This is a genomic window from Flavobacterium sp. 270, from assembly GCF_004368785.1.
In the GTDB taxonomy this organism is placed as follows: domain Bacteria; phylum Bacteroidota; class Bacteroidia; order Flavobacteriales; family Flavobacteriaceae; genus Flavobacterium.
Genome location: NZ_SODM01000002.1, coordinates 912,843 through 938,955, shown reverse-complemented (window position 1 = coordinate 938,955; position 26,113 = coordinate 912,843). Strand labels below are relative to the sequence as shown.

Here is a 26,113-nt window from a genome sequence, read left to right as displayed (position 1 = left end):
TCGATAAACGATTCCAGAAAATTAACCATTCAAGGACGTGCAGTTTCCTTTGATGATACAGAAACTATTCCGTTAGGATACAAATCTACTATTGCTGGCGATTTTACAATTGCAATTGATCATGCCGATGGTTTATTTGCTGATCATGCTGTTTATCTGGAAGACAAAACAACAGGTAGAGTTCAGAATTTAGCAGCTGGAAATTATACTTTTACTACTGCTATTGGAACTTTTGCAGAGCGTTTTGTTTTACATTACAGTTCTAAAAATCTGGGAACAGGCGATTTTGAAAATCTTGAAAATTTTGTTTTAGTATCAGTAAAAGACAAAGCGATTAAAGTAACAACTTCAAAAGAAACCATAAAAGAGGTTACAATTTTTGACATTACAGGAAAACTCCTTTACGATAAAACAAAGATAGGTTCTACTGAATTGCAAATCTCAAACTTACAGTCAAGCAATCAGATTTTACTAGTAAAAGTCACCCTTGAAAATGATTTTATTACGACTAAAAAAGTCATTTTTAAATAACTATATCTTTATAAAAACACTTCAAAAACGAGTGTTTCCAAATAAAAAATCCATTTGTATAGACAAATGGATTTTTTTTATAATCTAAACTTTATAATAGAATTACGGTTTTTCGATTAAAATACTGACTGCATTTCCGCCAAAACCTACAGCATTAATTAATATCCTTTTAATTGATTTTGTCTGCTTCTTATGTTCACCAAAAGGTACTCCAATAAAAGTATCGTGCTGGATCATCAAAAGTGCTAATTCTAAACTCAGCATTCCTGATGCACCAAAAGTGTGTCCGATTTTCCATTTATTAGTGGTTAATAAAGGTAATTTAGAACCAAATACTTTTTCGATAGCCCTTAGTTCGGTCAAATCTCCTTTTATAGTTCCGGGCGCATGCATGACGATCGCATCAACTGTATCTAAATCAACATCATTAAGCGCCATTTTCATTGATTTTTGAAAACAGGTTGCTTCTGCCGAAATTGAAATATTATGCTCTAGAATCTCTGTTGCATACCCTACTCCCGTTACATAAACAATTGCATTTTCTTTCTCGCCAGATTCTAAACAACAAACTCCTGCGCCTTCACCAAGAATCATGGTATTTTGTGTTTTCTCAAAATCGAAAGCCAGATTTGGCCAAGATTCTTCGTCCTGATTGATTCTCGAATATATTTTTAGAGCACGCATTTGTGCAATCGTAAAATCGGTTAAAGGTGCTTCACTTCCTCCCACTAAAAATTTATCCGCCATTCCTGATTTTAACCAAGCGACGCCATTTAAAAGTGCATGCAAAGCGGTAGAACAAGTTATAGAATGAGAAATTTCGGGACCAACACTTTGCAAATCGTGCGCAATCCACGAAGAGATATTTCCTAAAGTTGTGGTTGGCGAAGCTAAAGTTTGTGCTTTTCCAGTATCTAAATATTCTTTATAATGTTTTTCGAATAAATCTGTTGCGCCGCGAGACGAGCCAATATTAATTCCGAAAACATCATTTTTATCCCATCCAGCGTCTTCAACTGCTTTTCTCGAAGCTGCTAAAGCAAACAAAACCGAATTGTCTAAAAATTTATACTTTATATCCGATTCCCTAACAGCTGCCACAATTTCTTTTGACTCTGCATCTAATGCGGCAACAGAGGTTTCTTGTTGATCAAGCAATTGTTTAGAGAAACAATGCTCTTCATTCAGATATTTTTTCCAAACCTGTTCTGCATTATTTCCTAAAGGAGAAATGGAAGAAAAGGCTGTTATAGCGATTTTATTATTCAACGTTATTTTATTTTTTAACTGCAAATTTTGCAAATTCTTACGCAAAGTTCGCTAATTATCATTTTAGTTTTTGACAAATCAAACACAGATTACACTGATCAAATAGGTTTACACAAATAATTTTTATTCCGTGAAAATCCGTTATATCGATTTAAATCTGTGTGCAAAAAAATCACACCATTTCAATAGCTTCTTCAATAATCGAATACACTTTCTGAAGCTGTTCGTCTGTCATAATATAAGGCGGAAGAATATAAACAATATTCCCAACCGGCCTTAAAACGACTCCTTTTTCAATAAAGAAATTATACAATTTAGTTCGCATTGAACCGTAATAACTTTCTTCTGAATCTGATTTTATTTCAACCGCAAAGATAACACCTAAAGTTCTGGCGGTTATTACTTTTGAATGATTTTCGATCTTCTTTTGAAAGTTTAAATGACTTTTATTAATTCGATCAATATTATCCTGCATTTCCTGAGTCTGCAATAAATCGATACTCGCCAAAGCTGCAGCACAACCTGTTGGATTTGCCGTAAAAGTATGTCCGTGAAATAATGCTTTGTTGATATCATCATCATAAAAAGCATCAAAAATATCTTGTGTAAAAGTTGTAATTGCCATCGGAATTGTGCCGCCTGTCAATGCTTTCGACAAACAAATCATATCCGGCTGTTCAGAAACATAATCCATTGCAAAAGTTTTTCCCGTTTTTCCGAAGCCTGTCATTACTTCATCGGCAATTGTTAAGACTTTATTTTCTTTACAAATCTGAATCAGTTTGGCTAATGCGTCCGGTTCATACATCACCATTCCGGCGGCGCCTTGCACTAAAGGTTCAAAAATAAATCCTGCACAATTATGGCTTGCAATAACAGATTTTAAAGCATCAAAACTTTCTTGCTCCTGCCCTTTTATCGGAACTGGAATTCGGACAACATCTATAAACATTCCCTGAAAAGCTTGTGTATAAAATGAAATTCCGCTTGCTGCCATTGCTGCAAAAGTATCGCCGTGAAAAGCATTTTCGAAAGCAATTATAGTGGTTCGCTTTTCATTTTTATTGAAAAAATACTGCAATGCAACTTTTATCGCCACTTCAACCGCTGTTGAACCATTGTCTGAAAAGAATATTTTCTGTTGATTTTTTGGAAGAATTTCTATTAATTTTTCCGCAACTTTTATAGCGGGTTCGTGTGTAAAACCGCCAAACAAAACGTGTTCTAAAGTTGTGAGTTGTTTGTAAATCGCATCGGCTATAATTTTATTACTGTGCCCAAACGGATTTACCCACCAAGATGCAATCGCATCGATATATTCTTTATTGTTTTCGTCCCAAAGCAAAGCTCCTTCACCTCTTGAAATAGCGATTGGAGTTTGAGAAGTTTTATGCTGTGTATAAGGATGCCAAAGATATTGGCTGTCTTTTTCTGATAAAGTCATAGCTAATTTCAGATTTTAGAATTTAGATTTCAGATTAAAACTGAAATTGATTTTTGAAATTTTTATTCAAGTTGTAAAAGGTTTTCGCGAAACAAATCTGCGTATTCACGAATTACGTTTTGATCGAAATAAGGTTCTTCGTCAATTCTTCCGATACATTTTACTTTGGTTTTATTTAGAATTAAATCTTCTGTCGATTTATTTTCGCTTCCGCTAAAGATAATTCCGGCAACTTCAAGACCACGATTCCTAATCGCTTCGATCGTTAATAAAGTATGATTTATGCTTCCTAAATAATGTCTTGAAACTACAATTACTTTATAATCGGGTTGTATTAAATCTATAATTGAATCGGTTTCATTCAGTGGAACAAAAATTCCTCCAGCTCCTTCGATAACCAAATGATTATTGGTTTTTGGCTCTTCAATTTTATTTAAATCAATTCTTATTCCGTCAATTTCAGCTGCTAAATGCGGACTTGCCGGCGTATTTAACTTATAGCTGTTTTCGAAAATATGAGTTTTGGTATTCGATATTTTAGACTTGATTTTATGGCTGTCAGAATTATCTAAGTCTCCAGCCTGAACAGGTTTCCAGTAATCGGCTTCTAGAGCTTCAACTACAATTGCAGAAGTTACCGTTTTGCCAACATCGGTAGAAATCCCGGTTACGAATATTTTCATTGTGATATTTTATTGTACTGCAAAAATACCAATAAAAAAGAAACCCATCGTAATGATGGGTTCTGTTTATGATTATTCCTTTAATTCGTCTATTACTTTTCTGATTTCTTTGGCATATTTTCCATAAAAATGCTGTACCCAAAATTCTGTCAACAGGCCAATTGCTAATATAGTTGCTACAAAAACCCCTATATACAATAGTAATTTCTGGCTTTCTAAATTTCCATTTAAAATCTTTATGGCATCTGGATCTTTATAGAGAATATATCCAATAAAGTAAGTCAATAAGAACGGAGCAAGCACAAATGTATAGGTTTTATAAAGCTGCATGTTAAGCCTCACATCATAATAGGTTTCATACAAACTATCTTTAGTACTCAATGCCACATTATTCAATCTTTTGTAAAACAAAAAAAGCTGTCCCAAATAGTAAATACTTATAGCAATCATTATTCCGAAAATGAAATAATACGGTACCTTCATTTTTGCAGGAAATTCTGAATCTAGAGGCAGAAGACCTATAATTACTAAAGCCAAAATCTGTCCAAAAAGCTCGTTACGCAAGTTTTTTCTAATTCTTTCCACAGGCATATTAGCCGTTTTTATTTTTTCCAAATTATCAGGAAGAACAACAGTATCAGAGTTGTCATTATTCCATGCATTTTGTATATCGTTAAAATCCATATCCTTGATTTTTTATTATTTCTTTTAATTTTTCTTTTGCTCTGTTTAATTTTACTCTGGCATTTCCTTCAGATATACCTAAATTATCACCTATTTCTTTATGAGAGAATCCTTCTAACTGATAGAAAATAATAGCCTTATCAATTTTTTCTAGTTTTTGAACAGCTTTATAAAAATGATCAATTTGGCTTTCTTTGATATGAGAGTCGCCTTCATCTTCTTTTATGTTTTCCGATGCAATTTCATATTTATCTACTTTCCGTTTCTCTTTTCTTAGAAATATAATCGCGGTATTTACGGCAACCCGATACATCCACGTCGAAAATTGGCTTTCGTTTCTAAACGAATCGTACGATTTCCAAAGCTGGCAGACAATCTCCTGAAACAGATCCTGTTGATCATCGTAATTGTCCATGTACATTTTAGAAACTTTGTACAGTATGCCTTTATGACTCTCTATCCGATTTAAAAATTCTTTCTCTTTCAAAATAGTGCTAATTCATTACTGGTTTTACTATATATCCCGCTTTTCTTAATAAATTAATTACTCCCAATTCTCCTCCCAAATGCGCAGATCCAACTGCAAAAAATACACTTTCACTTTTCATTAATGCTGGCATTTTTTTTACCCAATTAGCATTTCTAGCCTCTAATATAGTGCTATTAGTTTTTTTACTAGCACATTTTTCATCTGCAAATACTGTATTTAATTCCATTACATTTTCTTCTTTATATGCTTTTACTGCTTTTGCAATTTCATCTGGATTTAATTTTTCAATCATCAAAATCATTTCATCATTTGTATAAGCATTTTCTAGTGCCAATGCTTGAGATTTAACGGTTTCAAGTTCCCCGATCTCAATATTTTTCTTTTTCGCCATATCCATAAAATCCACTTCATATTGTTTTATATCAGTACAACCATAAGATTTCATTGTCACCAAACTCATTACAGTTGCTAATGTAAAAGCGTCAACTTGTTTCGCACTTACTTTTGCTGTTTTTTTCAAAATTGCATCCAGTTTCGCAAATTGTTCTTCTGTTAATTTTTTGCTCAGCGGTTCTTTTCCCATTGTCAGTTCCTTTGCATCTGCCATTTCTTTCGGATCAGAAAAGTTGATTTCTAAGACCAGTTTATTCGACGCATCAAATGCTTTTTTTGTTTTATCAGTAAGAAAATAATCTCCGGAACAAATCATGTGTATGGTTCCGTATAAGTATGATGGTTTTGATAATTCGTTTCCTGATACTTCCCACAAAAGAGAGTTTTCTAATTTAGGAGAATTGGTTTGTGCATTTGCAGTTGTATTAAAAATAAATGCAATTAGTAAGATTGTTAGTTTGATTGACTTTTCTAAAGTTGATTGTGATTTCATAATGGTCTAATTTTTTTGATTACGACTCGTAAGTAATCAAAGTATTAAAACGTTACAAAAAAATTTAAACTTTTTTAAAAAGTGAGGAAAAGTAATAGTTAGCGAGGGAAATATTTATTAAAATATAAAATCGCGTAGAAGCTCTAAAACCTGAGTAATCTCTTCCTCTGTATTATAACTGTGAATGCAAAAGCGAAGTCGTTCCTGCCCTTCTGGAACTGTGGGAGATAAAATAGCTTTTATATCAAAACCTTTATCTTGTAGTTCTTGTGCAAGCTTTTTTGCATTTTCATTGCCTGGCACTATAGCAGACTGAATGGAAGATTTACTGCGGACAAACATGGGTTTTAATCCCAATAAATTCTTTTGCTGATTAAAGAATATTATGTTCTGGCGCAATTTTTCGATTGTTTCTTTTTCGATTTCTAATTGCTGATAAGCCGTTAAAATTGTAGAAACAGAATGCGGAGATAACCCGGTAGTGTAAATAAAACTTCTGGCAAAGTTTACCAGATATTCTTTAAGTTCGACACTTCCTAAGACTGCTGCACCGTGACAGCCTAAACCTTTTCCGAAAGTCATAATTCGGGCAAAAATGCGATTATGCAATTGTAAATACTGTATTAATCCTTCGCCTTTATCTCCGAAAACCCCTAAAGTATGTGCTTCATCAACAACTAAATAACAACTGTATTTTTCAGACAGTATTACTAATTCTTCCAAATTCGGACAATCGCCATCCATAGAAAAAACAGTTTCAGTAACAATGTAGATGTTTGTGTCGGGAAATTTTAGAATAAGACGCTCCAAATCTTCAAAATCATTGTGATTGAATTTATACGATTTTGCATTCGACATTGAGATTCCGTCACGAATTGATGCGTGACTTAATTCATCATACAAAATAACATCATTTCTTTGCGGTACAGCGCTAAAAAAACCCACATTGACATCATAACCCGAATTAAAAATTAAAGCCGATTCTGCGTCATGAAATTCTGCTATAAAAGATTCCGCAATTTGATAGAGAGAATGATTACCAGAAATTAATCGTGAACCTGTTGCGCCGTTTTGAACAAACTCATTTTCGATTAGATAATGATGTGCTTGTTTAAAAATAGTTTCTGATTTCGAAAACCCAATATAATCGTTGGAAGAAAAGTCGACAAGATTATTAAAACTTGGTAATTTCCTCAAAGAGTTATTTTGTTTTCTATTTTCAAGCTTTAGGATAAGATTTTCAGGTAATTTCATAAAAGCAAAGTTATGAAATTGAACTGAATATTAAAAAACAGCGGGTTTGATACCGCCCGCCGTTTATTTCAGTTTTAAATATTATTAATAAAAGGAGATTGCCTGCAGAAATTAGAATCAATCATTTCCTTGATCATAAATACAGAAATGTCCTGAGCACTTATTTTATCACCCAAACAATCTTTCAAACTGATGTCTAATTCGGCACTATCATCCGTGAATTCAATAAATGGGACCCGAACTAATGTCCAATCTATTTTACTTTCAACTAAAAGATCATACGTTAATTGACGGTCTTTTTGAATTTCAGGAAAATTGGTTTTCATCCAATTGGTTGCCAACATTGTTTTTTCACTTTTCTGATCAAATGGCGTATCAACATTAAGTCCTGCTAGTAAAACATACCTTTGAATATCAAATTCATTCATAACTTTTAAGATGTTTTTTGTTGCCCTGCTCGCAACCATTGGTTCGCCCGGACGCTGACCAATAGTACTAATTACAGCTTGACATTCTTCGAGCAACAAACGAACTGACTCTTCCTCTATAGCATCGCCTTTGATAATTTCGATATTTGGATTTTGAATGGTAAAACTTTCAGGATTCCTTAAAAGAAGTTTTATACTAAATCCCTTTTCTAGTAACTGGTTTACAAGATATTTTCCAGTTCTCCCTCCACCGCCTAGAACGGCGACTTTATTTATATTTTTCATATATTCTTTATAAAATTTGACATAGATAAATCACACTTTATCTGACTGATAAAGCGAAATAACAAAAGCTTACTGAGCTTTTATAATGATCAATATTTTATAAAGAGATTTTAATATTTCAAAGATATAAAAAAAGCCATACGGATTATCTGGCATTACTTATTTAAATTTTCTTTTTCGATCCATTTAAAGTTTCCTTTTTCAGTTGCATCCAGCAAATCAATATTGAGCTTATTCGAAAGATTGAGAGAAAACTGAAATGCTGCTTCTTTATTTTCAAAACTATACATCTTATAATGTCTATTTTTAACATACCAAAGATTTGTCCCGAATTCACCATATCTGTCTTCAAAAAAAGAAACATATTCAAAATCAGTTACTTTCAATTTTACATCGTATGAAAATGGGCCAATAATATATCTTGAAATTAAGATGTTGGTCTGCAAATTTATCAGCATGTTTTTAGTTGCAGAAAATTTAAATCCATAAACTAAACAGTATGTTCCAAAAACAAGAAATGTTACAAAAGCTCTGATAGCAATTTTAACTGACACTTCAATAAAAGCAAAATAGACAAATAAAACAATCATGTAAATAAAAGCTCCAAAAAACACTGACGCCAACAATAGCTCATACCAAGCTCGTTTACCAGTAAAAATCGAAATTTCATTTTCCTTATTTTCTTTCATATACCAAAAATAAAAAAAGCCAAACATTTCTGTTTGGCTTTTTAACTTTATTCTAAAATTGTCTTAGTCTGCTAAAACAATAATCTTATTGTCTTTCATCTCGATAGTACCTGACACAATATCTAAAGTATAAGTCTGGTCATTTACTTTCGTGAATTTACCCGCTACTTCTTTAGCAAAATTGAAGCTTGTCGCTACAATTTTAATTGTTCCTTTTTCTAAAATAGAAACAATAGGAGCGTGATGATTCAATATTTGAAAGCTTCCATCAACTCCAGGCAATGTAACTGAAGTTACTTCTCCTGAAAATAATTTTGCTTCTGGTGATACTATTTCTAAAGTCATAACTTTTTTTTAAAATTCCAAATTTTTAAAATCCCAAACTCCAATTTTGGAATTTGGAATTTTTATTTTTTTGAAGTTTATCAAGCTTTGCTTGATTATGCTTCAGCCAACATTTTTTCTCCAGCTTCGATTGCATCTTGAATAGAACCTTTCAAGTTGAAAGCAGCTTCTGGAAGGTGATCTAATTCACCATCGATAATCATGTTGAATCCTTTGATAGTATCTTTAATGTCAACCAATACTCCAGGAATACCTGTAAATTGTTCCGCTACGTGGAATGGTTGAGACAAGAAACGTTGTACACGACGTGCTCTTGATACAGAAAGTTTATCTTCTTCAGATAACTCTTCCATACCTAGAATCGCGATAATATCTTGTAATTGTTTGTATTTTTGAAGAATTTCTTTTACTCTTTGTGCACAGTCGTAGTGCTCATTTCCTAAGATTTGAGGAGTTAAAATTCTTGAAGTTGAATCTAATGGATCAACCGCAGGATAGATACCTAACTCAGCAATTTTACGAGACAATACTGTTGTTGCATCTAAGTGGGCGAAAGTTGTAGCCGGCGCCGGGTCAGTTAAGTCATCCGCAGGAACGTAAACCGCTTGTACAGATGTAATAGATCCTTTGTTTGTAGATGTAATACGCTCTTGCATTGCCCCCATCTCTGTTGCCAAAGTTGGTTGGTAACCTACTGCAGAAGGCATACGTCCTAAAAGTGCTGATACCTCAGAACCTGCTTGTGTAAAACGGAAGATGTTATCAACGAAAAACAATACGTCTTTACCTTGATCTGTTCCAGCTCCATCACGGAAATATTCTGCGATAGATAATCCTGAAAGTGCTACACGAGCACGAGCTCCAGGAGGCTCATTCATTTGTCCGAAAACGAAAGTAGCTTTTGACTCTCTCATTCCTGGCATATCTACTTTAGATAAATCCCATCCTCCATTTTCCATAGAGTGCATGAAATCATCACCGTATTTAATAATTCCTGACTCTAACATCTCACGAAGCAAGTCATTTCCTTCACGTGTTCTTTCTCCTACTCCTGCGAATACAGAAAGTCCACCGTGACCTTTTGCGATATTGTTGATCAGCTCCTGAATTAATACTGTTTTACCAACACCTGCACCACCAAACAATCCAATTTTACCTCCTTTTGCGTAAGGCTCGATCAAATCGATTACTTTGATACCTGTGAATAAAACTTCAGATGAAGTTGATAAATCTTCAAATTTAGGCGCTTGTCTGTGAATAGACAAACCGTTTTCTCCTGTTTTTGGCAAGTTTCCTAAACCATCAATTGCATCTCCAATTACATTAAATAATCTTCCATATACATCTGGACCGATTGGCATTTGGATAGGATTTCCTGTTCCAACTACTTCATATCCTCTGCTTAAACCATCTGTTGAGTCCATAGAAATGGTACGAACAGTGTTTTCACCAATGTGAGATTGTACTTCTAGAACTAATAATGTTCCGTCTTTTTTTGTGACTTCTAGTGAATCATAAATTTTTGGAAGTTCAACATCTTTACCGTTGAAAACTACGTCTACTACTGGTCCAATGATTTGAGCAACTTTTCCTATTACTTTTGACATTACTTATGTGTTTATTAAATAGCTATTTAGGTTTATCGAAAATACCTCTTTTTTCAGAGCGCAAAGATAATTTTTTAAAATAAAAAATCAACACTTTTTTTATAAAAAATACTACGTTTTTGTTTGATTCTTAAAACCCAGACTTTAAATAGCAAAAAACGACGTTTTTTAACAAAATAAAAAAAAGCCACTACGCTGTAAAACGAGTGACTTTTTTACTAAAAAAAATTGGCATTATTTTATTACTGCCGGATATTGACTTGGATATACAGCCAAATCAACATGTCGCAGCGTTGCTCCGTATTTTACATTAATTGCATCTACAAAAATATTAGCGATTAAGCCATATCCTCTAGCACTTGGATGAATTCCGTCTAAAGAAAAAGCACCTCCTGTAACATACGCAGATGTTAAACTAAAATTTCCGAATTTAATTCCAACTGTTGACAATTGAGTCAGAATAGTTCTTGTATCAACAAAAGCCAAACCTTTTTGTGTCGCAAGAGCTTCTATAGTTACATTATAAGCATCTGTAGCTTTTTTAATCTCTGCAGTTTCTGTTGGAATTAATACATGTTTATCTTGTAATGGATAAGTTACTCCAAATTTATTTAGAGGTGCAGGCGGCGCAACTCCAAGTCCTGAATCAGCAGCAGTTGGAGCTGTACCAATAGCTGTTCTAACAGGCAGAACTAATAAATCTGTCGCTTTTGCCTGTCTTGCCTGACCAAATACAGCACCATAAAAATTTGCAGTCTGCGCTCCTAACGACGGTGTAAATACCTGTATTAACTGAGTTGTTAAATTAGTCAGGCTTTCATCTTTTATTAAAACTGGGTTTGCTGCAGTTTCAGAAAGCAGGTTAATTCTATCTCCAGCACCTAATGCAGTAAGAGCTGCTTTCAGCGGACCATATAATTGTGCGTTCAAAGCCTGAATTGTCGCTTTCCCAACAGCTTCATCATTATTACCTAATGATTTAGCCGTTAATGGATTATAAGGAACCGTTATAAAATAAGGCAAAGCAGTAATATAGGGCAGGTTTGCCACTACTCCTTTAGCACCATTAGCTGTTAAGCCTGTTACCAAAGAAGAATATACATTTGCAAAAACAGTTGGATCTGTAATATCATTGCTGCCATATGTAGCAGGATTCAAATTTCCTGTCTGATCTTTTCCTACTCCTCCAGAAATTGCATAACTTAAAACATCATTTCCTCCAATAAACAAAGAGAAAAAAGTAGGCGTTTGAGCCAAAGCATCTGCCAAAACCGTTGTTGAAGGAGTGCTGGCAAATCGAACAAAATAAGGATTAGCAACTCCTGTCGCTAATCCGGCTGGATTACCATAACCCGCAGCTACCAAATGAAAACTTTTAGCGCCGGGAACACCCAGATTACCAAATGTACCTGTAAGATGAGCCGTAACTTCTGTAGTTGGCGTTCCGGAAACATTTACTGGTGCCGAACCATTAAAATACAAACGTGTTCCAAAGGCTGGATTTGGCTGACCGCCAAATAATAAACCTCCAATATTATCATTCATATAAGGAATGGTAAACGCTCCGCCTCCAGCTGCAGCAAATTGCTGAGACAATATATTGGCATATCCATTTTCTTGTCCTTTTTTGAAAAGAGCATTATCGCTATATCCCGCAGCAAAAGAATCTCCCAGCGCCACATATTTAGTAAAAACTGCTGAACCAGGAGTTACAGGAACTTCGACTGGGGCATTATCATTATCATCATTATTACATGCCATAAAGGTTAAAGAAACCAACAACAGCCATTTTATATTTTTTTTCATGTTATTAACTTTTAAAATTATTAGCTTTTTGCTGTTACAACAAAAAGAAAGACAAACTATTGGGTCAAATAATTATTCCTAATTAAGGATTGATTGTCCAAGACGCAAACCACATTTGACCAATTGCACCAGCACCAATTACCTGAAGGTAATCATGTCCGAAAAGATTTGTCGCTCCAACTTTAATAACTGATTTTAATTTTGGTAAACCATAATTTATCTGAGCATCAAGAACTGTATTTTCCGGGATCATTCCATCTCCAAAAGAAGACTGCCATAAGTATTCTGTATTCCATCTTACATTTACATTAAAGCCTAAGTTCTTAATTACATTAGCGTTTCCAAGAGAAGCTTTAATTCTATGTTTTGGAGTATTAAATCCAGCGATAAAACTTGGATCATCTGCTTGATTAAAATCAAATTGAGCGTAATTATAATTAACTCCTAATTCAAAATCTTTGTATACTTTTTTAGACAAACCAACACCAAAACCTAATGAAGAAATTTGAGCTGATGTATTTGTATAAACCTGATACACTCTTCTATCTCCAAACGCTATCGCCGCGTAAGTCATCTGAACATTTGGATCTGAAGCATTTGTTCCAACAGTTCCATAGTATGGAGAAATAACTCTTGAAGAGTTCATAAAATCATTGTAGATATTATAATAAGCATTAATATCAATTGATAAATCATTTTGAACTACTGAGCGATATCCAACTTCAAAAGCATTAACCTGCTCTGGTTTTACTAAACCAATATTTGCAACTTGTAGGTCTGCTGGATTTGCAGATACACCGAATGCCTGAACAGATGCTAATGTATAAGCATTGTGATAAGCATTTTGACCTGATAAGTTTACAGTTGCCGGTGCACCCATTGCTTGACCAGCCGCACTTACAGGCATTGTTTCCTGATAACGGTCTAAATTTTCTGGAGCAGAACCAATTAAAGCGAATGGCCCTAAATCTAAACCAATATATTGATCTTGAGTTGTTGGGTTACGGAAACCTGTTTGATAAGAAACTCTAAAATTATGTCTTTTTGATTCGCCTGCTGAATAAACAAATGAAATTCTAGGTGATACATTTCCATCAAAATTCTGGCTTTTATCATAACGAATAGATCCAGTAAATTTTAATCTATCGTCTAACCATTTTTTTTGTAATTGTGCATACGCACCGTATTCTTTGTATTCGATTGGACCATCATAATCTGTAAAGATAGTTCCTTCAGAATCCATTATGTATTTTCTCCAAGAACCTCCAACCTGAATTTCTGCCCATTTAACCATGTCTTTAAAATTATAATTCACATCTGAATGGTATAATTTTGAATGATCAATAAATTTAGCTCCTTGTGTAAGATCTGGATTGCTTGTTACTACTTTAAGGGCATTATTAAATTGCGAAGACCCTGGCTCAAATCTCGCTGATCTTGGCGCACCTGGATTAGCAGGATCAATGTTTGGGACTAAAGGTAAGCCCGGAGAAACATTATAGTCTGCGAAATTTCTAGCGTAAGTTGCTGCATCATTTGCATTAAGACCAAGCGCTGCAGATGATAATTGAAATGCTGTACCATAATCTGTAAACCAGTTTTTATCTGATTTAGCCATTCTGTTAATATTCCATCCGGCAAATCTCATGTCGTAAGAATCTCCTGCATCTTCACTTGTAAAATATACTCTTGCAAAAAAGTTTTTATTTTTTACTTCGAATTTACCTTGCTGCATTAAGAAATTTTTCAATGCATATCTATTAGCCCCTTGATAAATAGTATTTCCTGTACCTACTTTATATTGAAGAATAATTTCAGTATCGTCATCCCAAGGTTTAAAATGCAAACCAAAATCTGCTTTCATGCTTTTAACTTTATTATCCGTCAAATCTTGCTCACGATATCCGGTTCTACTAACCTGACCAACATTTGGAATAAAAGTCGTAACCTCGTCACCATAGATATTTAATCCATCATAATTCTGATTCATTGCATGTCCTACAGAACCGCCACTCATACTTCTAGTATCTGCAGCAATCCATTCTGAAGCTTCCATGTAAGTAAAATTAGCTTTCATTGCAAAATGTTTACTAAATGCTTTTGCAGCTCTAATTCCGAAATCATTATAATCATTCGTTCCGGCAGCATTTTGAGTTGTCTGTCCGTATTTGTAGTAAACACTTATTCCTTCATTTGTAAATGGACTTTTACTGTTCATGAACATAATTCCGTTAAAAGCATTTGCTCCATAAAGTGCAGAAGAGGCACCTGGCAAAAGCTCAACGCTTGCAACATCAATATCAGAAATACCAATTAAATTCCCTAATACAAAGTTTAATGCCGGAGATGAATTATCCATACCGTCTACCAATTGCATAAAACGAGTATTAGCCACAGAAGCAAAACCACGTGTATTTATTGATTTAAAGGAAATACTACTAGTATTAAAGTGCACCTCTTTTAAATTCTCTAAACCATCATAAAAAGTCGGAGCTGTTGTGTTTTTTATTTCCTGAATACCCATTCTTTCAATAGTAACAGGAGATTCAATTACTCTTTCTGGAGTTCTGGAAGCAGAAACTACAATTTCATCTAACTTAGTTTCTTCATCTTTTAAAACTACTTCTATTCTTTGATTCAAAGATGTAACGTTAACCGTTTTTGCTTCAAAACCTACAGCCGACACTTTAATCGTAAATGGGGGCTTAGAAGTTGTACTTAATTTAAAAGTACCATCAAAATCGGTAGAAGTTCCAGTCGTACTTCCTACAACAACAACATTGGCACCAGGAATAGATTGTTTGTTACCATCGGTAACAGAACCAGTAATTGTATTCTGCGCAAAGGATACTCCGCTGAAAAACAACATAATTAGCAAATAGACTCTCATCGGTTTAGGTTTTTGTTTAGTTTATATAGCCAAAATACAAATATTTTTAATATTAATAAAAAAACGTTAAAAAAAATTAATATTCAACACTAATATTTACAAAAAATTAACTATTCAGCAATGGGTTTTCTTAGAATAAAATCAAATATCAAAGCATGTAAAACTAATTTACTATGCATACATATAATATTTAAGAAAAAAATTGAGGATTTAATAAAAATACATAGTCAGTAAAAAAAATATGGCAATAAAAAAAAGCGAGACCTAAATCTCGCTTTTTTAACATTATATGTATTTTGTACTTACATTATTCTACCGTAACAGATTTTGCTAAGTTACGTGGCTGATCAACATTACAACCTCTCATAACTGCAATATAATAAGAAAGTAATTGCAACGGAATAGTTGTAATAAGCGGCGATAATGCATCTGAAGTTTCTGGAATTTCGATTACATAATCTGCCAATTCACGAACCTGAGTATCACCCTTAGTAACAACAGCAATAATTTTACCGCTTCGAGATTTAATCTCTTGTATGTTACTTACAATTTTATCGTAGTGACCTTGTTTTGGTGCAATAACAATAACCGGCATATGTTCGTCGATTAAGGCAATTGGACCGTGTTTCATTTCTGCTGCAGGATAACCTTCAGCATGAATATATGAAATCTCTTTTAACTTTAAAGCGCCTTCAAGAGCAACAGGGAAGTTATATCCACGACCCAAGTACAAACAGTTTGGAGCATCTTTAAAAGCCGCTGCAATTTCTTTTGCACGATCGTTTGTTTCTAATGCTTCTGCCACTTTCTCTGGAATTATCTCTAATTCTTGTAAGTATGTATGGAAATCAGAATTAGACAACGTTCCTTTAGCTTTACCTAATCGCAATGCAATCATGGTAAGCACTGTAATCTGAGTTGTAAATGCTTTTGTAGAAGCTACTCCAATTTCTGGCCCAGCGTGTGTATAAGCACCTGCATGGCTTTCTCTAGAAATAGATGAACCAACAACATTACAAACTCCAAAAACAAAAGCTCCGTTTTCTTTTGCTAATTTAATAGCTGCCATTGTATCTGCAGTTTCTCCAGATTGAGAAATAGCAATTACAACATCATCTTTGTTTATAATTGGGTTACGATATCTAAATTCTGAAGCATATTCTACTTCTACCGGAATACGAGTAAATTCTTCAAAAATGTATTCTGCAACTAAACCTGCATGCCATGAAGTTCCACAAGCTACAATTAAAATACGTTTTGCATTTAAGAATTTTTCAATGTTATCTTCAACACCAGCCATCTGAACAATACCTTTATTAGCATTAAGTCTACCTCTGTAAGTATCCTTAATTACACTTGGCTGCTCATAAATTTCTTTAAGCATAAAGTGATCATAGCCTCCTTTTTCAATCTGCTCCAAATTCATTTGAAGTTCTTGAATATAAGGATCTACTAAAGAATCATCTTTAATTTTTCTAACTTTAAGAGGCTTGTGCAATCTAATGTTTGCCATTTCACCATCTTCAAGATAAATTGCATTTGAAGTATATTCAATAAATGGCGAAGCGTCTGAAGCTATAAAAAACTCTCCTTCACCTACTCCAATTGCCAACGGACTACCTAATCTTGCAGCAACAATTTCGTTTGGATTCTTCTTGTCAAACACAGCAATTGCATAAGCACCTACCACTTGATTTAACGCAATTTGAACTGCTTTACCAAGTTTAATGTTTTCATTTTTCTGAACTTCTTCAATCAAGTTTACTAAAACTTCTGTATCAGTATCTGATTTAAAAGTATATCCTCTTTTTATTAATTCTTCTTTAAGTGGCGCATAATTCTCAATGATCCCATTGTGAATGATTACCAAGTCTCCAGAATTAGAAAGATGAGGATGCGAGTTTACATCATTTGGAACTCCGTGTGTCGCCCATCTCGTATGACCGATTCCGATATTTCCGTTTATTGTAAAATTATCTTGTGCTTTAGCTTCAAGATCTGAAACTTTACCTTTTGTTTTACATAGTTTTATGCCTTCCTGGTCATCATACAACATAACACCAGCACTATCATATCCTCTGTATTCGAGCCGCTTTAATCCTTTGATAACAATAGGATAGGCCTCTCTATGACCGATATATCCAACAATTCCACACATATATATTAATTAATTTGGTTTCGTGTAGTAAACCTCAAGCTGTAATCTTTTATCAGCTGGAACAGTATATTTTCCTCCGTACAAAATTGTTCCAAGCGGACTCATAACTGATGCTCTCGGTGCTTGTGAAATATTAGCATTCTTCAACTTCAATGCATTCGAAGCGATAATACTAATACCGTCAGTCACAACTAACCCTAAGTCAACATTTTTGTAAGTGTTGTCTTTTATTAGATTTCGTATATGATCTGTAATTCTAATTTTATATGTTTTACCTCTCTTATTATCACCAACGTTAATAATTCCTCCAAAAATATATTTTGACGCTTTTGCATCTGTAGTTATACTTGATGTATTATCAGTACTATAATCTATTAACGGTACATTGTTGGTCAAATCATACAAATAAACTCTTTTCGGCTCGTCAGCTCCTGCCATTTTATCTGAATCAATATAGAAAACAAGATTCGCCTCATTAACAAGCCACTTATTTGTTCTGATCTGGTCTAGTTTTGATGCAAAATCATTAAGCTTTATAACGGCAAGAGATCCTTGACCGCCTTTTAAATAAAGACTTTCATCGCCTTCTGTTTGATTTACGCTAGTAATTGCACTTTGATAAGCTGGCTTTTTAGCATCCTGAAGAAAATTTGCCGTACTAACACCGCCTGTAAAATTCAACACTATTGTCTTTTCTTCTTTTACCGTTTCAGCATCTGTAGTAATCGCAGTTTTTGCTTTATAGGTAATAGTAATTTTTCCTTTAGAAAAATCCAACGCTGCCATATTACTAGTGCTTGAACCTGATTTTTCTACCTGAAAATATAAACCTCTAAGATATTCCTGAAAAACAGCAGGACTAGAAAGCTTAGACGCTGAGGCATTTAAAATTTTTGATTGAAAGAAAGCTTTATTTAAACTTAAATGCATTTCCGGAGCAGTTCTCGTAATGGTTTCTTTTAGTGTTGTTGCATCAACAGTTTTAGTTTCGATTTGTTTTGCATCAAAATAAAATTGTGAATTTTCAAGCACATTTGTTGAATCATTTAACGGAGCACCCAATTTTGCAGTTTGAAAAGCATCATTTTCATCTGTATAATATAACTGTGGCAATTGTGTATTTGTATTATCAAAAAAAGAAGAACGCATCTGTACGCCAGACTCATAAATACTCAATTTAAGCTTTCCTTCCGGGGCACCGTAAATAGAATCTAATTTATAAACACTAGCACCTGTAGTAGCATCAGTACTAACTACATGACTAAAATAAGGCACACTAAGAACTACATTTTTTATTACAGGTTCTTCACCTATTGTCGGTGCATATTCAGCAAGTGTAAGCTGCGTCGCAAAATTTGCTGTTGTAGTACCAAAAACAGGATTATCATAAATACCCAAAAGATTATTCGTCAAAGCATTTGACTGAATAGGTGTTACTTCTTGGTTATATGCTAAAACAGCATATTTTTCTGCCTCTAGACCAAAATGATTATCTCCGATCAAATCATCTCCAATTGCATTAAAATCTTTATCGCAAGAATACAAAAGAACAACAGTTAAAGCTAAAAGAATTTTCTTAATAAAAGAAGTATTATACATGTTTAATAATAAAGTTAAATTTTAAAGACCCATCTCCCTGTAGAAATTTGTATACGCTTCTGCGAATGCATCTTTCGTGGCGAAAGGTAAAAAAGGTTTTCCTGAAGATTCTATAAATTTTGTTAAACTTGGGGAAACGTTCTCAGATGCTATGATAACAGCATCAGAATGTAAAATACTAGCTTTTAAGATATTTTCATAATTAGGAACCTCCAAATCAGATACTGATTCATGCGGTACACCGTCAAATTTTACCTTATTGATCATTTCTAAATCTAAATTTTCATCAAAAGACTGACCGTAAACCGATGTTACGATTTTAGTTTCAGAAAATAACGCTTCATTTTTATAATAATGTTTCATATAAATTGGAAGCATCGCAGCCAGCCAGCCATGAACGTGGATGATGTCTGGAACCCAATTTAATTTTTTTACTGTTTCTACAACTCCTTTTGCAAAAAATATGGCACGCTCATCATTATCAGGATATAAAGTTCCCTCTTCGTCAGCAAAAGTTGCTTTACGCTTAAAATACTCATCATTATCAATAAAGTAAACCTGAATTCTTTCTTTAGGAATTGAAGCTACTTTTATGATCAACGGCATGTCTAAGTCATTCACTACCAAATTCATTCCAGAAAGTCTAATCACTTCATGCAACTGGTGTCTTCTTTCGTTGATATTTCCATATCTTGGCATGAAAATTCTTATCTGACCTCCTTGATCATTAATCATTTTTGGAACGTCATAAGACATTAAAGAAACCTCATTTTCAGCCAAATAAGGCACGACTTCAGATGATACGTATAATATCCTCTTATCTTTCATAATAGTATTTTACTTAATTTTTGGTAATAAAAACGTTGCAAAATTACAAAAATTTATGCAGTTTATAACTAATATATTATGTTTGCACTAAATTTTAATATTACCTCAATGCATATTTTCTACAGTAAAGCCGCTTTGATAGCTTATTTAAAAACTATCAAAACCACAAATTCTACTATCGGATTTGTACCTACAATGGGCGCTTTACACCAAGGGCATTTAGCTTTAATGCAGCGATCACTTAAGGAAAACGACGATACAGTCGTAAGTATTTTTGTTAATCCAACTCAATTTAATAATCCTGAAGATTTAGCGAAATACCCTAGAACTCTAGATGAAGATGTTAAGAAAATGCGCACTTTAAGTGATAAAATCATTTTATACGCACCTTCTGTAGAAGATATTTATGAGGGAAATACTACTTCTCAAGATTTTGATTTTGACGGTCTTGAAAATCAAATGGAAGGGAAATTCAGACCTGGTCATTTTAACGGAGTTGGAACGATTGTAAAACGTCTGTTTGAAATCGTAACTCCTACCAATGCTTATTTTGGAGAAAAAGATTTTCAGCAGTTGCAAATTGTTAAAAAACTGGTAGAGAAAAATGATATTCCGGTAAACATTGTCGGTTGTCCAATTTTTAGAGAGGAAAATCTTTTGGCAATGAGTTCAAGAAACGAAAGATTAACTCCCGAAGAACGAAAAGAAGCTTCTATTATCTACAAGATTTTGACCGAAGCAAAAGAAATATTCCAAAACAGCAGTCCTCAGGAAACCATTGAATTTGTAGAAAAATCTTTCAAAGACAACGAAAGATTTGATCTTGAATATTTTGTTATTGCTGATGAATCTACATTATTATCTATTGATCATAAAAGTATAGACAAAAAATACCGTGCCTTTATAGCAGTATTTGTTAATTCTATAAGACTGATTGACACCATTTCATTAAATTAAATTACCTTTGCAACATGCAAATTCAAGTTATAAAATCAAAAATTCATCGTGTAAAAGTAACGGGAGCCGATTTAAATTATATTGGCAGCATTACTATTGACGAAACGCTGCTAGACGCTTCAAACATTATTGAAGGTGAAAAAGTAGCAATTGTAAATATCAATAATGGCGAACGTTTTGAAACTTACGCTATTAAAGGAGAAAAAAACTCTGGCGAAATCACCCTAAATGGTCCAGCAGCCAGAAAAGTTCAAAAAGACGACATCATTATCATTATTTCGTACGCAACCCTGGAATTTGAAGAAGCAAAAACCTTCAAGCCCTGGATTATTTTTCCGAATGAAAATGATAATTCGTTAACATAAGTTTTCCCTTTACACTCCTATCTTTCTTATTGTTTGTCAAAATTATTTTTGAACAAACCAGATAATTTATGCTTAAATCAAACAGATTTAAGCACATACCTTTATTGCTATTTTTAAAATCCCTCATTAACAAAAAAGCAAATAAAGTATTATATTGCTACACTATTTCAAATACTTTTTAATTCACTGAAATGCCACAAATCATGAAAAAAGTTTACCTACTATTTATTTTAATTTCCATTTCTTCATTCGCTCAAAAAACTTTCGACAACATCAAATCAGAAAAACTCGGAGGAGAACGCAGAATAACAATCGGACTTCCGCCTTCTTATGAAGCAAATAAAGACAAAAGATATCCGGTTTTATATTTATTAGATGGCGATTATTTATTTGATCCTTTTTCTGGAGCCTTAAGTTATGGCGCCTATTGGGGTGATTTACCAGAAATGATTATTATAGGAATTCATCAAAATAAAGATGGAGAACGTGAAGATGATTCGACTATTGATCAAAATACCGGCTTACCTTTTGAAAAAGGTGCAGATTTTTTTGAATTTGTTGGCTCTGAACTTGTTCCTTATATCGAAAAAAAATACCGTACTACACCTTTTAGAATTATTGCAGGTCATGATATTACAGCAAGTTTTGCTAATTTTTATTTATATAAAGAAGATCCATTATTTACTGGATATATCTGTATGAGTCCAGAATTAGCTCCAAAAATGGAGGTTCGTATTCCGGAGAAATTTGCCAAGGTTACAAAACCAATCTTTTTCTATCTTTCTGCAGGCGATGGCGATGTTAAAATGATTAAAGAACCCATTGAAAAATTAGACAGCAATATTAAAATTGCAAATAATCCGTTAGTAAATTATAAATACGAAGTTTTTAAAGGAACAACTCATTATACTGAAGTTTTACACTCAATTCCAGGTGCGTTGTATCAAATTTTTGAAGTTTACAGACCTATAAATTCTGCCGAATACAATGATAAAATTGCGGTGCTTCAAAATGGATATTCTGATTATTTGGAAAAAAAATACAGTGTAATGTCTGAAATTATGGGCGTTCAGATTCCGGTTAGAATCAGTGATTTTAAAGTAATCGAAAACATTATCTTAAAAAGAAATGCTTACGATGAGTTAGGAAAAATGGCCGAAATAGCCAATACAAGTTATCCAAAAGCAATGTTGGGCGAATATGAATTAGGTTTGATGTACGAAAAAATGGGCGATCCGAAACATGCTTCAAAAAAATATCAAAATGCATCTCAAATGGAACCAATTGGCGATTTGAACAAAGATGTAATGTATGAGAAGATTGACGAAATGAATACACTTGCCAAAAAAACAAAATAATGTCAAAAGTTAAAACTTCCTTTTTTTGCCAAAACTGTGGTACCCAATATGCTAAATGGCAGGGACAATGCAACGCGTGCAAAGAATGGAATACTATTGCCGAAGAAATTATTCAGAAGCAGGAAAAGGTGGCTTGGAAAACCGAACCAACACCAACCGGAAAAGCACCGAGACCTTTAAAAATTAACGAAATAGATTCGGCTCTGGAAATCCGTATGGATACTACCGACGGCGAATTGAATCGTGTTTTAGGCGGCGGAATTGTTCCGGGCTCTTTAACGCTTTTGGGCGGTGAACCGGGAATAGGAAAAAGTACACTTTTACTTCAGATATCATTAAAATTACCTTATAAAACTTTATATGTTTCTGGCGAAGAAAGCCAAAAGCAGATAAAAATGCGCGCTGAAAGAATAACGCCAAATAGCGATAACTGCTATATTCTAACGGAAACTAAAACACAAAACATCTTCAAACAAATTGAAGCTATTCAGCCTGAAATTGTAATTATAGATTCCATTCAGACTTTACATACCGATTATATTGAATCTACTGCGGGAAGTATTTCGCAGATTAGAGAAACTACTGCTGAACTAATTAAGTTTGCTAAAGAAACGAATATTCCAGTTATTCTAATCGGACATATTACGAAGGACGGAAACATTGCTGGTCCAAAAATTTTGGAACACATGGTTGATACCGTTTTACAATTTGAAGGCGATCGAAATCATGTTTACCGAATTTTGCGTTCACTGAAAAACCGTTTCGGTTCTACGGCTGAATTAGGAATTTATGAAATGCTTGGCAACGGTTTAAGAGAAGTAAGCAATCCGTCGGAAATATTAATCTCCCACAAAGACGAAGAATTATCCGGAACCGCAATTGCCACAACACTTGAAGGCATGCGTCCGTTGATGATTGAAATACAATCTTTGGTAAGTACAGCAGTTTACGGAACACCGCAAAGAAGTACAACAGGATATAACGCAAAAAGACTAAACATGATTTTGGCTGTTTTGGAAAAAAGAGCTGGTTTCCGTTTGGGCGCAAAAGACGTTTTCCTAAATGTTACTGGCGGAATTTCTGTTGACGATCCAGCAATTGATTTAGCTGTAGTTGCTGCAATTTTATCTTCAAACGAAGATATTCCGGTAACAAAAGGTTTTTGTTTTGCCGGCGAAGTTGGACTTTCGGGCGAAATTCGTCCTGTAAATCGTGTAGATCAAAGAATTCAGGAAGCAGAAAAATTAGGTTTCAACACTATATTTGTTTCTAAATACAATAAAATTGCCTTAAAAAACACTGGAATCAAAATTGAACTTGTAACTAAAATTGAAGATGTTGCGAGTATTCTTTTTGGCTAATATTTTATAATTCTACTTTATGAATTTTCCAAAACAAAAAATTTTCAAAGCACTAAAAATACTTGCCCTGGTATTGATTGTGCTTTGCATTGGACTTTACTTTTTTCGCGATTCTTTACTAAAACAAGCTATTGCTAAAGTAGAACATAAAATGATTGTGGATTACAACAGTACTTTTTCTGTAAAATCGGCTTCGTTTACAGGACTATCTACTATCAAATTGACAGATGTAGTTTTAGCTCCAAAAAATGCCGACACGCTTTTTAAAATTCAAAAGATCGAAACCAGCGTTAGCTTAAGTAATTTATTAATTGGTGACGTTCAGCTTGGAACTTTAAATCTGAATAATGGCTATGTGCAATTGGTCAAAAAAGGAAAAGTACGCAATTTTGATGCATTTCTAAAAAAAGACGAAACCGAAAGTGATGATAAAAGCGAGAAGAGAAAATATGCTTCTACGGCTTATCGCATTATTTCAAAACTTTTGAATTTAGTTCCAACAGACATGAAGTTGGAAAACCTGAAATTTAAAATTGATGACAATGGCAAAAAAGCCTCTATTGCGGTCAACAAACTGGTTTTAAACAACAAGCAATTGGAAACAAATCTTCACGTTCAGAGTAAAGATTTTGACCAACGATGGAACTTAAAAGGATTTGCAGACCCAAGAAATAAAAAAGCGGATATTCGTTTTTTTAATCTGGATACCGGTGCCATTCGTGTTCCTTATTTTGATGAGCGTTATAACTTAAAAGTTAGCTTTGATTCCATTAGATTGAATGTGCAAAACATTGAAAAAGACGGAAGCGAATTGCATATTGACGGTTATAGTTCAATTTCAAACTTAAAAATTAACCATCCTAAAATTGCCAGCAAAGATGTTGTCATTAAAAATGCGCGTTTTGATTATCGCTTTTTATTGGGTAATGATTTTATCTCGATCGACAGCACTTCATCAATGCAATTGAACAAAATAAAAGTTCGTCCGTATGTTTCTTATAATACCGAAAAAGACACGGTGTATACTTTAAAAGTGGATATTCCGAAAATGAAAGCGCAGGATTTTATTGTTTCTCTGCCTGATGGTTTGTTTACTCATTTTCAGGGCATGCAGGCAACTGGAAATTTTGATTATAAATTGGATTTCAAATTCAATAAAAACAAACCAAACACACTTGTTTTTGACAGCAAATTAAATAAAGAAGATTTAAAAATTACAAAATACGGAGAAGCGGATCTTAATAAATTAAATGGCGAATTTGTATATCGTGCCATTATACAAAATGTATTGCAACGCCCAATTTTGGTTGGAAATGCAAACCCGAATTATACTCCTTTAGATCAGATCTCACCTTATTTACGAAAATGTGTTTTAACGACGGAAGATCCTTCGTTCTTCTCTCACCGTGGATTTATCAATGAAGCTTTTAAACAATCGATTCTAAAAAACATCCGAACTAAAAAATTCTCACGTGGTGCCAGTACGATCAGTATGCAGTTGATTAAAAACGTCTTTTTGACAAGAGAAAAGACACTTTCGCGAAAGCTTGAAGAAATCCTGCTAGTTTATATTTTAGAAAACAACCGAATTGCGAGCAAAGAAAGAATGCTGGAAGTTTATTTTAATATTATTGAATGGGGACCCAATGTGTATGGAATTGGAGAAGCAAGTCATTTCTATTTCCAAAAAAGTCCATCGTCTCTAAGCGTTGATGAATGTCTTTATTTGGCAACCATTATTCCGAAGCCAAGAAAATTCATGTATCAGTTTAATGACGAAGGTAATTTGAAAGATTACGCTATAAAAAATCAAAAATTCCTAAAGAATTTAATGTTCCGCCGAGGTTTATTAATTCCTGAAGATACGCTTGGACAATTACCGGTTTATATCTCTGGAAATGCACGTTCGTTAATTCGAATTAAAGCACCTGATTCGACTGCGGTTAAAAATGATTCATTATCTCTAGAAGGAGAATTTGATTTATAGAAAATGAATATTGAACTTTTTTTATTGAGTCTTATTTTTATAATTATTGGAATTATAATTATGGTAAAGCATAAATTCTACAGATTTAATTCTAGTGATATGCTATTTGCTAGTAAATTTAAAATCTTTTTAAGTGGACTGCTTTTTACTTTAGTGGGACTTTATGGCTTTATTCAAGAAATATTTAAAATCTTCAAAAAATAAATTCC

General features: G+C 33.6%; 22 protein-coding genes. 6 read left to right on the top strand and 16 right to left on the bottom strand.

The genetic code is table 11. The features are described 5' to 3' along the window. Positions 1–531: T9SS sorting signal type C domain-containing protein (locus EV144_RS11420; RefSeq protein ID WP_134148903.1), on the top strand; the 531-nt coding region annotated here is incomplete at its 5' end. Between the two features lie 102 nt (positions 532–633). On the opposite strand, the gene EV144_RS11415 is transcribed toward EV144_RS11420, so the two are convergent. From EV144_RS11415 to EV144_RS11340, 16 genes are all read right to left on the bottom strand, one after another. Further along, positions 634–1,800, bottom strand: a complete 1,167-nt coding sequence (locus tag EV144_RS11415; protein WP_134148902.1) for a beta-ketoacyl synthase N-terminal-like domain-containing protein — start codon at positions 1,798–1,800, stop codon at positions 634–636. A gap of 172 nt (positions 1,801–1,972) precedes the next feature. Further along, positions 1,973–3,244, bottom strand: a complete 1,272-nt coding sequence (bioA, locus tag EV144_RS11410; protein WP_134148901.1) for an adenosylmethionine--8-amino-7-oxononanoate transaminase — start codon at positions 3,242–3,244, stop codon at positions 1,973–1,975. A gap of 62 nt (positions 3,245–3,306) precedes the next feature. After that, positions 3,307–3,927, bottom strand: coding sequence for a dethiobiotin synthase (gene bioD, locus EV144_RS11405; protein ID WP_134148899.1), 621 nt, complete (start codon positions 3,925–3,927; stop codon positions 3,307–3,309). Between the two features lie 72 nt (positions 3,928–3,999). After that, a complete protein-coding gene (locus EV144_RS11400; protein WP_134148898.1) occupies positions 4,000–4,611 on the bottom strand; it encodes a hypothetical protein in 612 nt (203 codons plus the stop codon). Beyond that, the gene (locus EV144_RS11395) at positions 4,601–5,101 is read right to left on the bottom strand and encodes an RNA polymerase sigma factor (protein ID WP_208326848.1); all 501 of its coding nucleotides are present in this window, start codon (positions 5,099–5,101) and stop codon (positions 4,601–4,603) included. Before EV144_RS11395 ends, EV144_RS11400 begins: the two co-directional genes overlap by 11 nt. A gap of 4 nt (positions 5,102–5,105) precedes the next feature. Beyond that, entirely contained in the window at positions 5,106–5,987 is an 882-nt protein-coding gene (locus EV144_RS11390; RefSeq protein WP_134148895.1) for a TraB/GumN family protein, read from the bottom strand. A gap of 117 nt (positions 5,988–6,104) precedes the next feature. Then, entirely contained in the window at positions 6,105–7,241 is a 1,137-nt protein-coding gene (locus EV144_RS11385; RefSeq protein ID WP_134148894.1) for an aminotransferase class I/II-fold pyridoxal phosphate-dependent enzyme, read from the bottom strand. A gap of 74 nt (positions 7,242–7,315) precedes the next feature. Beyond that, the gene (locus EV144_RS11380; RefSeq protein WP_134148893.1) at positions 7,316–7,954 is read right to left on the bottom strand and encodes an NAD(P)-dependent oxidoreductase; all 639 of its coding nucleotides are present in this window, start codon (positions 7,952–7,954) and stop codon (positions 7,316–7,318) included. Between the two features lie 155 nt (positions 7,955–8,109). Beyond that, a complete protein-coding gene (locus EV144_RS11375) occupies positions 8,110–8,643 on the bottom strand; it encodes a hypothetical protein (RefSeq protein ID WP_134148891.1) in 534 nt (177 codons plus the stop codon). Positions 8,644–8,706: 63 nt separating this feature from the next. Further along, a complete protein-coding gene (locus EV144_RS11370; RefSeq protein ID WP_134148890.1) occupies positions 8,707–8,988 on the bottom strand; it encodes a F0F1 ATP synthase subunit epsilon in 282 nt (93 codons plus the stop codon). A gap of 95 nt (positions 8,989–9,083) precedes the next feature. Beyond that, a complete protein-coding gene (gene atpD, locus EV144_RS11365; protein WP_026984148.1) occupies positions 9,084–10,595 on the bottom strand; it encodes a F0F1 ATP synthase subunit beta in 1,512 nt (503 codons plus the stop codon). Between the two features lie 234 nt (positions 10,596–10,829). Next, positions 10,830–12,401, bottom strand: a complete 1,572-nt coding sequence (locus EV144_RS11360) for a G-D-S-L family lipolytic protein (RefSeq protein WP_134148889.1) — start codon at positions 12,399–12,401, stop codon at positions 10,830–10,832. Between the two features lie 82 nt (positions 12,402–12,483). Next, positions 12,484–15,291, bottom strand: coding sequence for a TonB-dependent receptor (locus tag EV144_RS11355; RefSeq protein ID WP_134148887.1), 2,808 nt, complete (start codon positions 15,289–15,291; stop codon positions 12,484–12,486). A gap of 307 nt (positions 15,292–15,598) precedes the next feature. Continuing rightward, positions 15,599–17,449 (bottom strand): glutamine--fructose-6-phosphate transaminase (isomerizing), encoded by a 1,851-nt coding sequence (gene glmS, locus EV144_RS11350; RefSeq protein ID WP_134148886.1) that lies wholly within the window; start codon positions 17,447–17,449, stop codon positions 15,599–15,601. Positions 17,450–17,458: 9 nt separating this feature from the next. After that, entirely contained in the window at positions 17,459–19,048 is a 1,590-nt protein-coding gene (locus EV144_RS11345; protein WP_134148885.1) for a DUF4270 domain-containing protein, read from the bottom strand. Between the two features lie 21 nt (positions 19,049–19,069). Further along, positions 19,070–19,876: a glycogen/starch synthase gene (locus EV144_RS11340; protein WP_134148883.1), complete on the bottom strand. Its 807-nt coding sequence runs from the start codon at positions 19,874–19,876 to the stop codon at positions 19,070–19,072. A 78-nt stretch (positions 19,877–19,954) separates the two neighbouring features. Between EV144_RS11340 and panC the strand changes: the two genes are divergently transcribed. The 5 genes from panC (at position 19,955) to EV144_RS11315 (ending at position 25,904) form a co-directional block, all read left to right on the top strand. Beyond that, a complete protein-coding gene (panC, locus tag EV144_RS11335; RefSeq protein ID WP_134148882.1) occupies positions 19,955–20,833 on the top strand; it encodes a pantoate--beta-alanine ligase in 879 nt (292 codons plus the stop codon). Positions 20,834–20,847: 14 nt separating this feature from the next. Then, positions 20,848–21,198: an aspartate 1-decarboxylase gene (gene panD / locus EV144_RS11330; RefSeq protein WP_134148881.1), complete on the top strand. Its 351-nt coding sequence runs from the start codon at positions 20,848–20,850 to the stop codon at positions 21,196–21,198. 203 nt (positions 21,199–21,401) lie between these two features. Further along, on the top strand, positions 21,402–22,556 hold the full coding sequence (locus EV144_RS11325) for an alpha/beta hydrolase (RefSeq protein ID WP_134148879.1): 1,155 nt from the start codon (positions 21,402–21,404) through the stop codon (positions 22,554–22,556). Next, on the top strand, positions 22,556–23,917 hold the full coding sequence (gene radA / locus EV144_RS11320; protein ID WP_134148878.1) for a DNA repair protein RadA: 1,362 nt from the start codon (positions 22,556–22,558) through the stop codon (positions 23,915–23,917). The genes EV144_RS11325 and radA overlap by 1 nt, the downstream gene beginning before the upstream one ends. A 19-nt stretch (positions 23,918–23,936) precedes the next feature. Beyond that, positions 23,937–25,904 carry a transglycosylase domain-containing protein gene (locus EV144_RS11315; RefSeq protein ID WP_134148876.1) on the top strand — a complete coding sequence of 656 codons (1,968 nt, stop codon included), beginning with the start codon at positions 23,937–23,939 and terminating at the stop codon, positions 25,902–25,904. The last annotated feature ends 209 nt before the right edge of the window (positions 25,905–26,113 follow it).

Bases quoted from the DNA above. Each gene is read 5' to 3' on its own strand.
- EV144_RS11390 (WP_134148895.1), bottom strand. From the start codon at position 5,987: ATGAAATCACAATCAACTTTAGAAAAGTCAATCAAACTAACAATCTTA.
- atpD (WP_026984148.1), bottom strand. From the start codon at position 10,595: ATGTCAAAAGTAATAGGAAAAGTTGCTCAAATCATTGGACCAGTAGTA.
- EV144_RS11355 (WP_134148887.1), bottom strand. From the start codon at position 15,291: ATGAGAGTCTATTTGCTAATTATGTTGTTTTTCAGCGGAGTATCCTTT.
- radA (WP_134148878.1), top strand. From the start codon at position 22,556: ATGTCAAAAGTTAAAACTTCCTTTTTTTGCCAAAACTGTGGTACCCAA.
- panD (WP_134148881.1), top strand. From the start codon at position 20,848: ATGCAAATTCAAGTTATAAAATCAAAAATTCATCGTGTAAAAGTAACG.
- EV144_RS11315 (WP_134148876.1), top strand. From the start codon at position 23,937: ATGAATTTTCCAAAACAAAAAATTTTCAAAGCACTAAAAATACTTGCC.
- EV144_RS11385 (WP_134148894.1), bottom strand. From the start codon at position 7,241: ATGAAATTACCTGAAAATCTTATCCTAAAGCTTGAAAATAGAAAACAA.
- EV144_RS11400 (WP_134148898.1), bottom strand. From the start codon at position 4,611: ATGGATTTTAACGATATACAAAATGCATGGAATAATGACAACTCTGAT.
- EV144_RS11325 (WP_134148879.1), top strand. From the start codon at position 21,402: ATGAAAAAAGTTTACCTACTATTTATTTTAATTTCCATTTCTTCATTC.
- EV144_RS11375 (WP_134148891.1), bottom strand. From the start codon at position 8,643: ATGAAAGAAAATAAGGAAAATGAAATTTCGATTTTTACTGGTAAACGA.
- bioD (WP_134148899.1), bottom strand. From the start codon at position 3,927: ATGAAAATATTCGTAACCGGGATTTCTACCGATGTTGGCAAAACGGTA.
- EV144_RS11340 (WP_134148883.1), bottom strand. From the start codon at position 19,876: ATGAAAGATAAGAGGATATTATACGTATCATCTGAAGTCGTGCCTTAT.
- EV144_RS11360 (WP_134148889.1), bottom strand. From the start codon at position 12,401: ATGAAAAAAAATATAAAATGGCTGTTGTTGGTTTCTTTAACCTTTATG.
- EV144_RS11345 (WP_134148885.1), bottom strand. From the start codon at position 19,048: ATGTATAATACTTCTTTTATTAAGAAAATTCTTTTAGCTTTAACTGTT.
- panC (WP_134148882.1), top strand. From the start codon at position 19,955: ATGTTTGCACTAAATTTTAATATTACCTCAATGCATATTTTCTACAGT.
- EV144_RS11380 (WP_134148893.1), bottom strand. From the start codon at position 7,954: ATGAAAAATATAAATAAAGTCGCCGTTCTAGGCGGTGGAGGGAGAACT.
- bioA (WP_134148901.1), bottom strand. From the start codon at position 3,244: ATGACTTTATCAGAAAAAGACAGCCAATATCTTTGGCATCCTTATACA.
- glmS (WP_134148886.1), bottom strand. From the start codon at position 17,449: ATGTGTGGAATTGTTGGATATATCGGTCATAGAGAGGCCTATCCTATT.
- EV144_RS11370 (WP_134148890.1), bottom strand. From the start codon at position 8,988: ATGACTTTAGAAATAGTATCACCAGAAGCAAAATTATTTTCAGGAGAA.